The organism is Flaviflexus ciconiae, from assembly GCF_003971195.1.
Classification (GTDB): domain Bacteria; phylum Actinomycetota; class Actinomycetes; order Actinomycetales; family Actinomycetaceae; genus Flaviflexus; species Flaviflexus ciconiae.
This window is the reverse complement of sequence record NZ_CP034593.1, coordinates 1,123,768-1,139,309: the sequence shown is the minus strand read 5'-3', so window position 1 is coordinate 1,139,309 and position 15,542 is coordinate 1,123,768. Positions and strand designations below refer to the sequence as shown.

The 15,542-nt window shown below is 59.6% G+C and carries 18 protein-coding genes; 14 read left to right on the top strand and 4 right to left on the bottom strand.

Annotated elements, in window-relative coordinates:
* Positions 1–18 precede the first annotated feature (18 nt).
* From EJ997_RS05125 to EJ997_RS05060, 14 genes are all read left to right on the top strand, one after another.
* Positions 19–2,214 (top strand): ATP-dependent DNA helicase RecG, encoded by a 2,196-nt coding sequence (locus EJ997_RS05125; protein WP_126703622.1) that lies wholly within the window; start codon positions 19–21, stop codon positions 2,212–2,214.
* A complete protein-coding gene (locus EJ997_RS05120; protein WP_126703621.1) occupies positions 2,214–2,777 on the top strand; it encodes an RsmD family RNA methyltransferase in 564 nt (187 codons plus the stop codon). Before EJ997_RS05125 ends, EJ997_RS05120 begins: the two co-directional genes overlap by 1 nt.
* On the top strand, positions 2,774–3,253 hold the full coding sequence (gene coaD / locus EJ997_RS05115) for a pantetheine-phosphate adenylyltransferase (protein ID WP_126703620.1): 480 nt from the start codon (positions 2,774–2,776) through the stop codon (positions 3,251–3,253). Before EJ997_RS05120 ends, coaD begins: the two co-directional genes overlap by 4 nt.
* Positions 3,246–4,004 (top strand): hypothetical protein, encoded by a 759-nt coding sequence (locus EJ997_RS05110; protein ID WP_126703619.1) that lies wholly within the window; start codon positions 3,246–3,248, stop codon positions 4,002–4,004. Before coaD ends, EJ997_RS05110 begins: the two co-directional genes overlap by 8 nt.
* Before the next feature lie 375 nt (positions 4,005–4,379).
* Positions 4,380–4,823, top strand: a complete 444-nt coding sequence (locus EJ997_RS05105) for a Dps family protein (protein WP_126703618.1) — start codon at positions 4,380–4,382, stop codon at positions 4,821–4,823.
* A 69-nt stretch (positions 4,824–4,892) separates the two neighbouring features.
* Entirely contained in the window at positions 4,893–5,498 is a 606-nt protein-coding gene (locus tag EJ997_RS05100) for a YceD family protein (RefSeq protein WP_164719807.1), read from the top strand.
* The gene (rnc, locus tag EJ997_RS05095) at positions 5,443–6,174 is read left to right on the top strand and encodes a ribonuclease III (protein WP_126703616.1); all 732 of its coding nucleotides are present in this window, start codon (positions 5,443–5,445) and stop codon (positions 6,172–6,174) included. Before EJ997_RS05100 ends, rnc begins: the two co-directional genes overlap by 56 nt.
* Positions 6,167–7,051 (top strand): bifunctional DNA-formamidopyrimidine glycosylase/DNA-(apurinic or apyrimidinic site) lyase, encoded by an 885-nt coding sequence (mutM, locus tag EJ997_RS05090; protein ID WP_126703615.1) that lies wholly within the window; start codon positions 6,167–6,169, stop codon positions 7,049–7,051. The genes rnc and mutM overlap by 8 nt, the downstream gene beginning before the upstream one ends.
* A gap of 193 nt (positions 7,052–7,244) precedes the next feature.
* A complete protein-coding gene (locus EJ997_RS05085) occupies positions 7,245–7,595 on the top strand; it encodes a type II toxin-antitoxin system RelE/ParE family toxin (RefSeq protein WP_126703614.1) in 351 nt (116 codons plus the stop codon).
* Between the two features lie 5 nt (positions 7,596–7,600).
* Complete coding sequence (locus tag EJ997_RS05080; RefSeq protein ID WP_126703613.1) at positions 7,601–7,906, top strand: helix-turn-helix domain-containing protein; 306 nt, start codon at positions 7,601–7,603, stop codon at positions 7,904–7,906.
* 239 nt (positions 7,907–8,145) lie between these two features.
* Entirely contained in the window at positions 8,146–8,394 is a 249-nt protein-coding gene (locus tag EJ997_RS05075) for a type II toxin-antitoxin system Phd/YefM family antitoxin (protein ID WP_126703612.1), read from the top strand.
* Between the two features lie 173 nt (positions 8,395–8,567).
* Positions 8,568–9,218 (top strand): response regulator, encoded by a 651-nt coding sequence (locus tag EJ997_RS05070; RefSeq protein ID WP_126703611.1) that lies wholly within the window; start codon positions 8,568–8,570, stop codon positions 9,216–9,218.
* Between the two features lie 179 nt (positions 9,219–9,397).
* Positions 9,398–9,790 (top strand): VOC family protein, encoded by a 393-nt coding sequence (locus EJ997_RS05065; protein WP_126703610.1) that lies wholly within the window; start codon positions 9,398–9,400, stop codon positions 9,788–9,790.
* A 250-nt stretch (positions 9,791–10,040) separates the two neighbouring features.
* The gene (locus EJ997_RS05060; protein ID WP_126703609.1) at positions 10,041–10,268 is read left to right on the top strand and encodes a hypothetical protein; all 228 of its coding nucleotides are present in this window, start codon (positions 10,041–10,043) and stop codon (positions 10,266–10,268) included.
* A gap of 134 nt (positions 10,269–10,402) precedes the next feature.
* Here EJ997_RS05060 and EJ997_RS05055 read toward each other — a convergent pair whose 3' ends face one another.
* The 4 genes from EJ997_RS05055 to EJ997_RS13400 are packed head-to-tail and all read right to left on the bottom strand — an operon-like array spanning position 10,403 to position 15,418.
* The gene (locus tag EJ997_RS05055) at positions 10,403–12,079 is read right to left on the bottom strand and encodes a sensor histidine kinase (protein WP_126703608.1); all 1,677 of its coding nucleotides are present in this window, start codon (positions 12,077–12,079) and stop codon (positions 10,403–10,405) included.
* Positions 12,076–13,794 carry a thiol reductant ABC exporter subunit CydC gene (gene cydC / locus EJ997_RS05050; RefSeq protein WP_126703607.1) on the bottom strand — a complete coding sequence of 573 codons (1,719 nt, stop codon included), beginning with the start codon at positions 13,792–13,794 and terminating at the stop codon, positions 12,076–12,078. The genes EJ997_RS05055 and cydC overlap by 4 nt, the downstream gene beginning before the upstream one ends.
* On the bottom strand, positions 13,791–14,921 hold the full coding sequence (gene cydD / locus EJ997_RS05045) for a thiol reductant ABC exporter subunit CydD (protein WP_265936851.1): 1,131 nt from the start codon (positions 14,919–14,921) through the stop codon (positions 13,791–13,793). Before cydD ends, cydC begins: the two co-directional genes overlap by 4 nt.
* Positions 14,897–15,418: an ABC transporter transmembrane domain-containing protein gene (locus EJ997_RS13400; RefSeq protein WP_228201588.1), complete on the bottom strand. Its 522-nt coding sequence runs from the start codon at positions 15,416–15,418 to the stop codon at positions 14,897–14,899. The genes cydD and EJ997_RS13400 overlap by 25 nt, the downstream gene beginning before the upstream one ends.
* Positions 15,419–15,542 lie beyond the last annotated feature (124 nt).

Genomic DNA, 15,542 nt, shown 5'->3' with positions numbered 1-15,542 from the left:
TTGGACGGGGAGGGAATAATGAAGGCTGTTGCCACCGATGGACTGACGCTCTTGGAGACACCGCTGGATCGGATGCTCGGAGCGCGTACAGCGAAGGCCCTGGAAAAGCTGGAACTCCGCACTGCGGGGGATCTCCTCGCGCATGCCCCAAGGCGTTACGTTCACCGCGGTGAACTGGTTCCACTGTCGCGGGCTGTTGAAGGTGAGAGCGTCACCGTTGTCGCCCATGTGCTTGGCACGAGCTTACGACCAATGAATGCGAGAAGGGGTTTCCTTCTTAAGGTCACTATTTCTGATGGCGTGTACGACATGTCGCTCACGTTCTTCGCTAAGTCCTCCAGACCGTTGGCCTTCCACGAATCTAAGCTCCAACCGGGAACTGTAGCTACTTTCTCTGGAACCGTTTCTGCGTACCGTGGGGAACTGCAGCTCACTCACCCCGAGTATCAGGTGCTGGAAGATGCTGGGGATGTCAACGAAGAGGAAATAGCGAGACCGCTTCCCCTCTACCCGGCGGGCGTTAAAGTGCCCACCTGGACGATTGAGAAAGCCATTGGCTCCATCCTCGACCAAGTCCAACCCGATGACATACCCGAACCGCTTCCCGATGAGTTCCGTTCCCTGCACGATCTCATGGGTGCCTACGATGCGCTGATAGCCCTGCATCGCCCGGTCACCGATGATGACTGGAAGCGGGCGCGGGAACGCATGAAGTTCGAAGAAGCCCTGATCCTGCAAGCGGTTCTCGCCCAGCGCGGTCACGAAGCCACCTCCGTCGATTCTGAACCGCGACCCCACCTCTCGGGTGGTATCGCCGATGAGTTCGATCAGCGACTGCCCTTTGAATTGACCGATGGACAGAAGAAGGTCGGCAAGGTTATCTCCGATGATCTGTCGTCCGCCCGCCCCATGAACCGGCTCCTCCAGGGCGATGTTGGTTCCGGTAAGACCGTCGTCGCCCTTCGTGCCATGCTTCAAGTGGTGGACGGTGGGGGACAGGCCGCACTGCTCGCACCCACCGAGGTCCTTGCCGAACAGCACTACCGCTCGATTGTTACCATGCTCGGTGACCTGGCGGCCGGCGGAATGCTCGGCGGCTCCGATATCGGCACCCGCGTTGACCTCCTGACCGGCTCCCTCGGGGCCAAGCAGAAACGCGCCGTCCTTGGCCGGCTAGCCGGGGGAGAGACCGGCATCGTCGTCGGAACCCACGCGCTCCTCTCCGACAACGTCCAGATCCCCTTCCTTTCCCTCGCCGTTGTCGATGAGCAACATCGCTTCGGTGTGGACCAGCGCGATGCTCTGCGAGCAAACGGTGGCGTCAACCTGCTGGTCATGACGGCAACACCAATCCCACGAACACTTGCTATGACTGTCTTCGGTGACCTCGACGTCTCTGAGTTGACCGAGCTCCCGGCGGGACGACAGGAAGTCACTACCACGATTGTTCCCGCCGTTAAAGAAACATGGGTGGACCGCGTCTGGGAACGCGTCGCCGAAGAAGTGCAGGGCGGCGGCAGGGCCTTCGTCATCTGCTCCCGGATCACCCCCACCGAGAACCCGGCACTGCTAGAAGAAGCCGAGGAAGGTACACGCCCACCTCTTGCCTCCGTCGATGAACTCACTGAGCAGCTCAGAACACTTCCGGCCCTCCAAGGTATTCCCATCGGAACTCTCACCGGCCCCATGGGCCCCGAGGAGAAGAATGCCGCCATGGCAGCATTCCAATCCGGTGAAGTCCCCATCCTTGTCGCCACCACCGTGGTCGAGGTCGGTGTCGATGTTCCCGACGCCACCGCCATGGTCATCATGGACGCCGATAGGTTCGGACTATCCCAACTCCACCAGCTCCGCGGACGCATCGGACGAGGCAACCGCCCCGGTATCTGCCTCGCACTTTCCTGGGCACCGCCAGGCACCGTCGCATCGGAACGCCTCGATGCCTTCGCCGCGACCCGGGACGGGTTCGCGCTCGCGGAAAAAGACCTGGAACTGCGCAGGGAAGGCGATGTGCTGGGGGCCAGCCAGTCCGGCTCCCAATCTCACCTCAAATACCTGCGGATCCGCTCAGATTCGAGAATCATTGATCTAGCCAGGCAGTCCGCCGGTGAGCTCATCGAGAAGGACCCTACGCTGGCCACCTGGCCCGGACTGCGGGCGGCCGTTGATTCGGCACGCCAACTGTCAGAGACCGACTACATCGGGAGGAACTAATGCCCCGCATCGTCTCCGGAACCGCCAAGGGAACCACCATCAAGGTGCCCAAGTCGGCCCGTCCCACCCCCGACATGGTGAGAGAAGCAATCTTCTCCCGTCTCGAACACCGCGGATACCTCGACAACACCGACGTCCTGGACGTGTATGCAGGGTCGGGAGCCTTTGGCCTGGAAGCAGCCTCCCGCGGGGCACGAACAGTGACCGCCGTTGACGCCAACCGCGAAGCAGTCTCAACGATCAAAGCCAACGCCAAGAAAACCGGCCTTGACGTTCTCGTCGTCAACCAGAAGGCAGAAGCCTTCCTTGGCACCATTGGCAGGTCCTACGACCTCATCTTCCTCGACCCGCCATACGACATGGCGGAAGAAGCTCTCGCCAACGCAATAGCCAAAGCGGCACCGCTCCTCGTGCACGACGGCCTACTCCTTGTGGAACGGGATAAGCATTCTCCCGAACCCACGTGGCCAAGCTCTTTGGTGAAAGACGATGAGAAGACATGGGGCGACACCGTCATCTGGTCCGCGCTCGGCGCGGAGTATGCACGTAGTCTTGACTCATGAGAATTGCCGTATGCCCGGGATCGTTCGACCCGATCACCCTCGGACACGTTGACGTGGTGCGCAGAGCACTCACAATGTTCGACGAAGTGATCATTGGAGTAGCCCAGAATGCCTCCAAGAACTATCGGTTCTCCCCATCGGAACGACTCGGCCTCGCCGAGTCCGCCGTGGCCGACCTGCCCGGTGCACGAGTCATGCCCATCGACGGGCTCCTCGTCGACTTCGTCAAAGACGTCGGCGCCTCCGCCATCGTCAAAGGCCTGAGAGGAGCGGCCGACTACGACGGAGAACAGTCCATGGCGCTCCTCAACCGACACCTGTCCGGAATCGAAACAGTATTTGTCATGGGAGACCCAAAACTCGCCCACATAGCCTCCTCCCTCGTCAAAGACGTAGCAAGGCACGGCGGTAACATAGACGACCTCGTCCCGGCGGCAGTCGCGGCGGCGCTCACAGGAAAGGAAACGAATGTCTGAGCACGAATACGAGACTGAACAGAACGCGGTCGCAGGAGACTCCCTCATCGCGGTCCTCGACGAACTAGCCCAGATTGTTGCGGGCGCTCGCGGAGTGCCCATGTCAGCCTCAGCCATGATCAACCGCTCCGAGGTTCTCGACCTCCTCGAAACAGCTCGCGACATTGTTCCCGACCAGATCGAAGCAGCCGACCGCATCATCGCCGAAGCCTCGGAGGTCAAGGAAGACGCGCAACGCAGGGCTAAGACCATCCTGGAGCGCGCCCACGCAGACTCCGAGGCAACGATCGCTCAGGCCCGCCAAAAGGCCGCCGATCTCGTCACCGAGCATGCGATTACCGAAGGTGCCCGCAACGAAGCTGCCAGTATCCTCGAGGAGGCACGCCTGCAAGCGGAACGCATGAACGCGGGAGCCGACCGCTACTCGGATGACTCCCTCGGCTTCCTCCAGGCCGAACTCGAATCTCTCCTCACAAAGGTCCACGCCGGCCGTCAAGAGCTCGAGCGGCGCCAAGAGGCCCGCGTACACGGATCGCAGAAGCCCGCTCCCGAGGCCCAGGGCGTGGCTGAAGAAGAGCTGGAGTATGAAGGCGACCAGGACCTTGACCACGATGGTTACGACCAGGACGGTCCGGTTGAGGAAGCAAACCAGTACGCTGAGAAGGAGCACAAGCCACGCCTCAACGAGATCCGTGTCAGCCCCATAGACGAAGAAGAAGAGTTCGAACCGCCCTACGAGAACGAGCGCTAGCCGCGAGCACTAAGAACGCTCGCCCCAGATGGACTAAGCTCTAAGAACGCTTGATCGAGGTCTGAAAAACTCATGCTAGGGCCAAGCTGAACGAATGCTCGGAAGTGAAGTTCAGCGAACTCTGGGACCTCAATCCATGGGAACTGGGCTCCTAGACCGGGCTCCAAAGGGAGATTTTGGCGAGCTTGGGCTTTGTCGCTTGAGCGAAGGCGCAGGGTGCTCGGCAGGCCTCGCCACACCCTCTTGACATGGGCATGAGCAGGTATGACGGATTGTTTCTTCTTATTTCGCTGTTGAGCAAAAAGGTTGAGAGACGCCCGGCAACGGTGTTCACTAGAGGTGTAGTGGGAGTTCTCCCGGAAAGTTGAGGAAAACATGTCAAGCACCGTAGCTACTGCACTTCAGTCCGTTCTCGTGGATCTCATCGATATTTCTCTCCAGGGCAAGCAGGCGCACTGGAACATTCAGGGTGCGCGCTTCCGTTCGCTTCACCTTCAGCTGGACGAGATTGTTGACCTGGCCCGCACGTCCTCCGATGATGTTGCCGAGCGTCTCGCCGCGATCGGTTCGTCGCCCGATGGTCGTGCAGTGACCGTTTCAACGGACTCCAGCATTGGTGACATCTCGTCCTCGTGGATTAAGGTGTCAGACGCCTACGAAACGATTGAGTCGAAGCTCCAGACGGCTTCCGACAACATCAAGAAGCACCTCGAGACCGTTGACGAGGCAGATCCCCTGTCGGGTGACCTCCTCATTGGTATCGCGACAGAACTTGAAAAGCAGGCGTGGATGCTACGTTCAGCAACCGTCGCCGAATAATAGAGCATGACGCTAGGGCCCCGACCATCTGTTGGTGCGGGGCCCGCCCCTTCGATAAGGAGAAACACCATGTCCGATGCATTCCGCATCTCGCTCCAGGACCTGCGCCGACAGGAAGGTGCCCGGATCGACCTGGTCCGGACCATCGAGTCACCCGATTTTGCGACAGACCTGGTGAGAACCGTTGGAGACCTCAACATCGAGGGATCACTCCAGTCAGTATCGGAAGGTGTTCTCGTCACCGCACGAGTTGACTACGACCAGGTGTCTGAATGTGCTCGTTGCCTTCGGGAAATTGAAGAGGAAGGCACGGCCGATCTGGCTGAACTTTACTTCTACGAGAACCGGGCCAAGGCTCTCAAGGAATCCGGTGATGAGGAAGCGGAGGAGCTTCCCCTGATTGTCAACGATTCCATCGACCTCGAATTCCTCGTACGGGACACGATTGTCGGTCAGATGCCATTCATTCCCCTGTGCGAGCCGGACTGCCCCGGCCTGTGCAGCGTCTGCGGTGAGCGTCTTGCGGAGCTTCCCGAGGATCACTTCCACGAAACCGAGGAAGAGCCCCGAGCCCCCTCGATGAGCTTCGTGCGAAGCTCGTGGCGGAGGAACAGGAGAAATGAGCCGCTCGAAGGGGCGCCGGAAGGTCAACCCTCCGGCGCGGACCGACCGTGAAGTCCTCCTAGCATCCTGGGGAGTAGACATCGAAGAGGCCCTTCTCGAACAGGCCCTCACACACCGCTCCTGGTCTTTTGAGAACGGCAACGTTCCCACCAACGAACGGCTGGAGCTTCTCGGTGACTCGGTCCTGTCGATCATCGTGACCGACCGGATCTACCACGACTACCCGGACATGTCAGAAGCCGAGCTTGTTCCCATCAGGGCAGCGGCAGTTTCCGAGACCCCGCTCGCGGACATTGCCAAAACCATTGGTCTCGATGGATTTATCCTGCTGGGCAACGGCGAGCTTGTTACGGACGGCAGGAACAAGCCGTCGATTCTCTCCGACACCCTCGAAGCGCTCATCGGGGCCACGTACCTGACCGTCGGGCTTGATAAGACCAGGGGAGTGGTCGAAAAGCTCACCGCCCCCTACATTATTGACGCAACTAAGGCCGGCCCGGCACTCGACTGGAAGACATCGATCCAGATGGTGGCGAACGAAGGAAAGCTCGGGGACGTCTCCTACAAGATCGAGGGGTCCGGCCCCGACCACGCAAGGCACTACGTTGCCACCACCATGATCGGTGGCAAGGCCTGGGGAGAGGGCGAGGGAACGTCCCGCGCCAAGGCTGAGATGGCGGCGGCGGAGGCGAGCTACGAGGCACTGACCAAGGCCGTCCATGCCTGAGCTACCCGAAGTTGAGACGGTCCGCGAGGGCCTGGACCGTCTCCTCAAAGGCAAAACCCTCCAAACGATCACGCCCCTCCACCCACGCGCGGTACGCCGCTCAGAAGGCGATGTCGAAGGACTGCAAGCCTTCGCAGGCTCACAGGTCGAAGCCGTAGCAAGGCGCGGCAAGTACCTGTGGTTCGAAATGTCGGGGATGGCACTCAACTTCCACCTCGGCATGTCGGGCCAGCTTCTCGTCAGCGCGCCCGGCATAGAACCACTGGCCCACCCGCACCTGCGTGCCCTCATCCGCTTCGAAGACGGCACCCACCTGCGCTTCATCGACCAGCGCACCTTCGGATACATTCAAAGATCCTCCCTGGTTGAGGTCCACGACGGAGCCCCGGCAGGCAAGGGCACCACCTCCACGCTGATCCCGGTACCCGTCTCCCACATTGCACGCGACCTGCTTGATCCTGCCCTTGAGATTACCGACCTGAACACGAGAACCAGGGCCAAGCGAACTGAGATCAAGCGCGCCATGCTCGACCAGACCCTTGTTTCTGGCATGGGGAACATCTACTGCGATGAGGCGCTCTACCGAGCAAAGATCAACCCCCGCCGTAAGACAAACGGGCTGTCCTACATTCAGCTGACCGAACTCTGGACCCAGTCCATCGAGGTTTTACGTGAAGCCCTCGAGCAGGGCGGTACCTCTTTTGACACCCTCTACGTGAACGTCAACGGAGCATCCGGCTACTTCGAACGATCACTGCGCGCCTACGGGCGAGGCGGACAACCCTGTCTCAAATGTGGAGCGAAGATGAAGAAGATTCAGTTCATGAACCGCTCCTCAACCTTCTGCCCGATCTGCCAGCCACTGGCACGGTACTAGCTGCACACCGCAGTGCGTGCCCGTCCGGGTGTCGAGTGGATCGGTGTGCGCGGCGCAGGAGTTGGATCATGCTTGGGACTCTAGCAAGTTAACCTATGCATCGGTGTCGGTACTGCCAGCGGCCGTGCCAGGTGCGGAACTTCTTGCTAAATAACCTCTCGCTTTTAGACCCTGCGTATTCTACAATGGTTTCATGTGGAGCGTCGATCTCAAACTCGTCTCCGATTGGCTGACTGGTCTAGATCAGCGCTCACAGGTTCAGGTCGTTGCTGCGATTGAGTTGCTCCAAGATGTTGGTCCACAGCTCGGCCGCCCAATTGTCGACACGGTAACGGGGTCGCGGCACAAGAACATGAAAGAGTTGCGTCCCGGCTCATCCGGTCGATCAGAGCTCCGGATCTTATTCGCATTCGATCCGGCAAGGCGAGCGATCTTCCTGGTTGCAGGTGACAAATCTGGAAACTGGAAGAGTTGGTATCGGAAGAATATTCCGCTGGCTGACGATCTCTTTGACGAACACCTACGAAAGCAGAAAGGTAAGTGAGTGACATGTCTGTAAGTCTTGAAGATTTTCTCGCGGAGAATCCGGTTGATCGTGAAGCCGTTGAAAAAGAAAAGGCACGCATGCTTGCAGAGGTTCGTGCTTTTCGACTCCGTGAGCTCCGTGAGAAAGCGGGACTAACGCAAGCCGAGGTCGCGGATCGCATCGGTGTTGGGCAACGGCAGGTCTCGAAGATCGAACACGGCGATCTGGAAACTGCCAGAATCGGCACGATTCGTCGTTACGTAGAAGCCGTTGGCGGTGAACTTACCGTTGAGTTCATCAGCGGTGACGATCGCATGAAGGTCGCATAGTAAGCGAAAATTAATGTTGTCGATGACGGTCGAAAGGAACGCTAGATACTGCGGCAGTCAGGGTAGTTTTCCTGCTCTTTGAATGCTCACAGCCGCGAGGATTAGTGTACGTGGTGCAGGTGTTTGACTAGGCTCTAGGCTCCAGCAAGCCCGTCTTCGTATTGGCGTCGGTCCTGTCAGCGCCTACGTTGCTCATGCGTGTTATGTACATTTGTTGGTAGTCAATGCACAATCTGAATATGTTTGCTTTCGATTTATCTGACGTGCCAAATAACTATGCTGAGGTCGTGCAGCAGGCTCAATCCGCTCCTGTAGTCATTGAGAAGCACGGGCGACGTGAGGCCGTGCTTGTCTCTTCTGAATCGTTTGATCGGTTTATTGAGACAACCGAAGAACTCGATGACATATTGGCCTTTGATGAAGCCCTTTCCGAAGAGGGCGAGAACGCTCGCTGGGACGAGGTTAAGTCCGAGCTGGGTTGTTTGTGATCGACCGAATTGAGGTGCGTCCAGCTACTCTTTGGGTACTTCGTAATGTGCACCCATGGATCGGTGACGCATACCGCTGTTAGTTGGCAGTATCTCTGGACGAAGTCTCAACGGGAGAAATCGGACGGGATAGAATGGCGCACCTTTGAGCGTGCTGGGATAAGATTAGCCACATGAGCGAAGTCAAGGAAGATATCCACGTCATGATCATCGACGACCACGAAGTGGTACGTCGAGGTATTTCTGAAGTGGTCGAGCGCGCCGACGGCCTGTCCGTCGTTGCTGAAGCGGGCTCCGTTGAAGAAGCACTGAACCGCGCAAAGATTGTTCGGCCCGATGTGGCACTCGTTGACCTGCGTCTTCCCGACGGCACCGGCATTGACATCATCACGAGGATGGCAGTGGAGACTCCCTCTGTGCGCCCCATCGTCCTCACGTCCTTTGACGATGACGATGCTCTTGCAGAGGCCCTGGATGCTGGTGCGAAGGCCTACCTGCTCAAGTCTGTCCGCGGTGCTGAGATTACCGAGGTCATCAAGGCAGTGGCAGCGGGCCGCGTTCTCCTTGACGAGCGCACCATTACAAGGCGCCGTGCCGACCATGACGACCCGACAGCCGACCTCACGCCTTCCGAGCGCAAGGTGCTCGACCTCATCGGTGATGGTCTCTCCAACCGCGAGATCGGCGACCGCCTCGGTGTTGCTGAGAAGACCGTCAAGAACCACATCACCTCGCTCCTGTCAAAGATGGGCCTCCAGCGCCGCACCCAGGTTGCCGCATGGGTAGCCGGTCAGCGTGCTGCTGGATGGCGGGCACAAAACTAATTCTGCGACCGTAACAATGACTTCATTTGGGGTGGGCCACTGGCTCACCCCAAGTACTTTAATTAAAGGCTGATAGGCTTCCCGGCTCAGTGCTGGAGTGCCAACTTGCCTACAACCAAGAATCGCCGGCATAGCGTGTCACCTGAGTCAGGTTCGGTCGGGATGGGAAACTCTGGAACATGGCAGGGTTTCATCATGTTGAAGTATGGGTCGCAGATCTCGTACAGGCACGGGCCGTATGGGGATGGCTACTCCAGGAGCTGGGCTTCGAACGAGCAAGTGAATGGTCGGAGGGGGAGTCCTGGGAAGCTGGCGGTGCCTATCTGACGCTAACAACCTCGCCGAACCTCTCCGGGCAGGTACACGATCGGAGAGCACCGGGCGTTAACCACCTTGCCTTCAAGGGTGGCACACTTGAAAGGGTGGATACCATCATGGCGAAATCTCAGGACCACGGATGGAATCCCCTATACCAGGAGCGTTACCCGCACGCTGGAGGACCGGACTATTACGCCGGCTGGCTCGAGAACACTGCGGGCTTCAAAGCTGAGATTGTTGCGGACGAGACGTGAGGACGGGTTTTGTTCTCCGGCGGATAATTAGCAATGAGATGATCGTGCGAAAGAGCGCGCGGCTGGCTCGTTGATTGTCGTGGGGTGCCAGTACAAGAAAGTAGAAGGGGTCGGACTCCAAGCCCGACCCCGTCAATCTGTTCGGGCGCCATCTTCCCACGCACCGAGAGCGTTTGCCTGCGCTACCCCTCGATGAGGTAACTGATCAATACGTTGTGTGTGGCGACTTAGGTGTCGCAGGGGAGATAACGTGATTGTTTCCCTTGCTATTCTTGTAGACCCTGAAGAGCAAGAAAGCGATGACGCCAACAAGCCCGATAGTGGCCAGCATCTGGAGTATGGACAGGGCAATGATAGGGAACCACATGATGGACACCTTCCAACTTTTCGTGTGATTGTCTACCGCAACGGTGCGATTGATACAGACACGGAAAGTTCTTGTTCTTTAATCACCAACATTCCAGGATGGGAAGTTTGATACAAGGAATAGTTGATTTTAGTCTTCAGGAGATCTGCTAGCACCGAATGCGCCTGCTTGCGCCGACTGTGTGTGCTCATTGAGGACCGCAGGAACTGTTGGTCACAATTTTGCGATCGGCTCTGTTGGAGCTCCTAGTCGAGTGGTGCGTACCAGGTAATGACCGCACCGCGGTCTTCGCCCCTTGAGAGGTCGAAGGATCCGCCGTGGCGGCGGGCTCGGGCTGCCAGGTTGGCAAGGCCGGACCTGCGGGACTGGGTGGGGGACAGGCCCACACCATCATCGGAAACTACGATCCTGACTTCGCTAGGGTCGATGGAGACAGTCACGGACACGGATGAGGCTTTGGCGTGCCTGGCAGCATTGGAGAGGCCCTCGCGGGTGACAGCAACGACATCGTCTGCAATGTCCGCACCAATCATGTTATCGATCAGAGCTACCGTCTCAGCATCAACATCCTGGGGCAGGGTTTCCCCGTTGAGGCTGATAACAAAGGATGGGGCAAAGCCGAGCGAGGTACGGGCCGGTGATGCTTCGCGGCGGAGGCGTTCGACAACGACAACGTTCGCGTCGGGCTCGCGGAGCCGGTGCACAATGTGGCGGATTTCCTTGACCGACTCATCGACGGAAGAGATGGCCTGGTTCAGGAGATCGACAATGTCCGGGCTGGCTTCCTTCGATTCGAGATCTTCACGGATTGCCGTGATCTGCATGCCGGTGGCGAAGAGCTGCTGAATGGCCAGGTCGTGGAGATCGCGACCGATTGCGGCCCTCTCGTCGATCTGTGCGGCAACGTCCTGTGCGTGGCGAGCTGAAGCAAGTTCTAGGGCGAGAGCGGCCTGCTTGGATACCGATTCGGCCATGGCCAAATCGGCAAGATCGAACTCTTGCTGGGTGCGGGAGCGCAGCAGGATGATGACACCGGCGCCCTGGCCGCCAACGATCATCGGTGCGTAAAGAGCGGGACCGTATCCCCGAAGTTCTGGGATACGCATGGTGCGGGTGCGGGTCATGGAATCAACGACAACGCCGGAGCCCTCGCGGATCACCGTCTGGGCTCTGCCATCGGGTGGGAACTCGAGACCAATCATGTTCTCGGCGTCTTCACCATCGGCAATCTCGCACACCCATGCGTCACCGATCGAGGGCAGGACAATGAGGGCGGTGGAGGACCTGGAGACCGTTCTCATTTTCTTGGCGATGAGCTTGAGAGCCTCCTCCTCATCGGTTCCCTCAAGCAAGGCAGTCGTAATGGACTGGGAGACACTGATCCAATTTGCCCGGTCCTCGGACTCGGAGTAAAGCCGGGCGTTCTGGACGGCAATGGCGGCGGCGGAGGCCAGCATGCTCATGTTTGATGCATCTGCCTCGTTAAAGCCGTCCTGCTTATCCGAAAGGTAGAGCCTGCCGAAGACCTGCTCTTGGATACGTACGGGGACACCAAGAAAATTCTGCATTTTCGGGTGGTAGCTCGGCCACCCTTCGAATGCTGGGTGGGAGGCAATGTCGTTAATGATGAGGGGAGCATCCACCGGGATCTGCGCGAACACACCGTCACCATGGGGTGGGTGGGGGAGCTTCTCAGCGTCCGGCACACTCATACCCGAATAGTGAAAGGCTACGGTTTCACCCCGGCTACCGAGAATGCCGAGAGCAGCGTATTTGGCTCCCGTGAGGCGGCGTGCCGCCTCCACAAACTCTTGCAAAGCCGAGGTGATGTCGAGTCGTGAGGTTAAGGCGAGTGCGGAGTCAAAAAGCCCGCCGGTTTGTCCGGTCTGCTCGATGATCGGGTAACCGATGGGGTCTGTCATTGAGTCTCCTGTACCGCCCAGCGGAATTTGGGGCTGTGCTCCATGAGATCGCCGTAGGTGCCGATCTCTACGCCATTGTCTCCTAAATAAAGAATGGTATCGACATTTTCCAGCCCCGTAAGCCGGTGAGTAACAACAACGATGCCCAAGTCCGACTGGAACAGGTCACCCAGGAGCCGGTCGGCGGTCTCCGGCTCCAGGTGTTCACCCGGCTCATCGAGAGCAATGATCGGAGCATGCGAGGCGTGGGCGCGAGCAATGAGAAGCCTGCGCCTCTCGCCACCCGACACGGTGGTGGCATTGCCGCCCAGAAGAGTGTTAAGTCCATCGGGCAGCCGTTCCAGCCAGTCGCCAAGACCTGCCCTATGGAGGGCAGTACGAGCGTCATCCTCGGTCAGATCCCTGCGGACGACCCGGAGGTTCTCCAGCACGGTCGTGTGGAAGATATGAGCGTCCTCGGCGATCAGAATCATGACCTCGGAAACCGATTCCCGATCCAGCGTTGCTGCTTCCGTTCCACCGACCGTGGCAGAACCAGCATGGGGTGGGATCAGCCCGGCAAGCGTGGAGAGCAGTGTGGACTTGCCGATGCCGGAGGGGCCGACAACGGCAATCTTTGAGCCCTTCTCAATCCGCAGGTTCAGCGGACCTGCCACATCGGGACCGCCCGGCCAACCGACAACGAGGTCCTTGGCTTCAATAACGGGGGAGAGAGCCTTGTCCGACCGCTTCGGATCTGCCTCTTCTTCACCGAGCAGATCGCTGATCCGCATGGCGGCCTGACCGGACTGCACAAGCTCGAGTGCGGCAGGGCCCAGGGCCGCCGTTCCCTCGAAGGCCGCCAGCGGGACGAGCACGCACACGGCAAGCTCGATGCCGTTAATAATTCCCGCCTCCATCTGACCCACGCCAATGACGATCGCGGCCAGGACGGAGAGACCAAGGGCGAGAGTGTCGATAACCGCCGCCCATGCCAACGGCTTCGCCGACCGGTCGCGGTGGGACCTGATCCGGGCTTCGGTTTCCTCGAGAGCGTTCTCCATGGCTTCAAGCCGGCCCGAGACACGCAGTTCGGCGGAGCCTTCGAGGACGGCGAGGGACAGGGAAGATATCTCGGCTTCGTCGTTGACGCGGTCCGCTTCGGCACGGCGGGCACCGAGCGCAGCAACCGTAGGGCCGACAACGCCGGACAGGAGAAGGCAAATAATGAGCGCGATCGCGATGGGAGGGGAGAGCCACCAGACGATGCCAACGGAAACGAAGGACGTGAGGAGTGCGATGCAGGCGGGGAGGATGGCCTTGACGACAGTGTCGCCTATAGTGTCGACATCCGCACCCGTGCGAGCAAGGAGGTCGCCGCGGCGGATAGTGGCAACTCGGGAACTCGAAGAGCCGGCAAGGCTCTTGTAGATATTGGTTCGCAGGTTTCCCATTCCCGCCAGGGCCACCCGGTGGGAGGCCAGCCGTTCGAGATAGCGGAACAGGGCCTTGCCGATGCCGAACATGCGAACGGAGGTAGCGGCAACGGACAGGTCCAACACCGGTGGCATCTGAGACGCTCGAGCAATGAGCCAGGCGGATACTGCCGACAGGGCGATGGCGCTACCGAGGCCCATGGAGCCAAAGAGAACCGAGAGAAGGAACTTGCCGCGGTCGATCTCGAGCATCGCCAGGCAACGCTTCAGAGCACTGCGCTCTTTTAGTCCGAGGATCATTTCACTCCCTCCATGGCAACCACCTGTATTGTCTCGTCAGCTATGTCGAGCAGGGTCTGTCGGTGGGCAATGACAAGGACGGTTTGTCCCTGGGCCTTGGCCGCCGTCACGGCGTCGATAATCTGCCTCTCGGACGCAGCATCCAGGTGAGCCGTCGGCTCATCAAGAATCAGCAGTGGCCTTCTCTCGGCGAGGGCACGAGTCAGCGCAAGGCGCTGGCGTTGGCCGAGCGACAGGCCGATACCGCCCTGGCCGATGTGGGTATCCCAGCCCTCGGGAAGTTCTTCGAGGATCTCATCCAGACCGGTAAGACGAGCCGCCTCATCGTCTTTCACTCCGACGTTCTCGGCGACCGTGCCGGGAACAATGACGGGGCGCTGGGGAACCCAGGAGATCTGGGACCACCAGGTATCGGGATCCATATTCGTCACCGGCACACCGGCCGCGGTGACGGCACCCTTCGTGGGCGTATGCATGCCAAGGAGCACGGAGACCGCCGTGGACTTGCCGGCACCTGAGGGGCCGGCAATAGCTGTAATCAGCCCGGGCTTTACTTCCGCGGTGAGGTGGGCGGGGGCGATAATGCCGCGGCCCTCTGCCTCAACCGATAGGTCCTCAAACAGGATCGAGGTGGTGGTGAGGTCCGGTGCGGGCTCGGTGCCCGGCTTCGGTGCCGGGGTCTCGATGATGGCGATGGCCTCTTCGGATGCGGCGAGGCCATCGGTCGAGGCATGAAACTGGGTGCCGACTTCCCGCAGGGGCTTGAAAATCTCGGGGGTCAGCATGATGATGATCAGCCCGGTGGTGAGGTCGAGGTAGCCGTAGACCATGCGGAAGCCCACCTCGACGGCAACAAGTGCGGTCGAGAGGGTGGCAAGGAACTCGAGAACGGAACCCGACAGGAACGCAATCCTTAGCGCCTCCATCGTGGTCTTCGTGTAGCTCTTCCCGAGGGTGTCGACCCGCTTGGCGGGACCCTGCTCGCGGCCGAGGGCCTTGAGGGTGGGAAGGCCCGCAATGAGGTCGAGAACCTGGTCGCCCAGGGACTCCATGGCGGCGACCTTCTTCTTTGACGTCGACTCCGTCATTTTCCCAATAAGGATCATGAAGATCGGGATGATCGGGATGCAGAAGACAACGAGGAAAGCAGAGGGCCAGTCCAGGGCAAGGACAACGATGAGGGAGGCGGGGTGACGGTTGCCGACAGCAGTAGCTGGGGCAGGTACTTCACGAAGTAGGGCTCGAGGTCCTCCAGACCCCGGGTCGTGAACGTGACGATCGAGGACGTGCGAGAGGCCAGCCACCGGGGACCGAGGTCGCCCGCACGGTCGAGAACCTTCTTCCGCAGGGTCGAGATTGTGGCGAGCGCCGCGCGGTGACCGAAAGACTCCTGAAGCCAGGTAACAACCAGGCGGCCGAGGACAACGAGGGCGAGGGCACCAACGAATGGAATAGCGTCGCTGAGCCCCGCGGTGCCGTCTATGACGGGGGAGATGGCGTAGGAGATGAGGAAGCACTGGGCGATGATGAATGCTGCAGAGAGGAAGCCCGTTACCGTCACGAGAAGGACGTAGCGCCGGGCCGGCTGAGCATGCTTGAGGAGTTTCGGATCCAGTGGCTTCACGTAATCAACCTTAGTAATAAAAGCTGGGGGCGACCCCATTGGCCGCGGTGACAGAGAGCGGGTGCGGGTTATGTCCGGCGATAAGAATGGTGGGCGCGACCTAGGCCGCGCCCACCATTGGGTC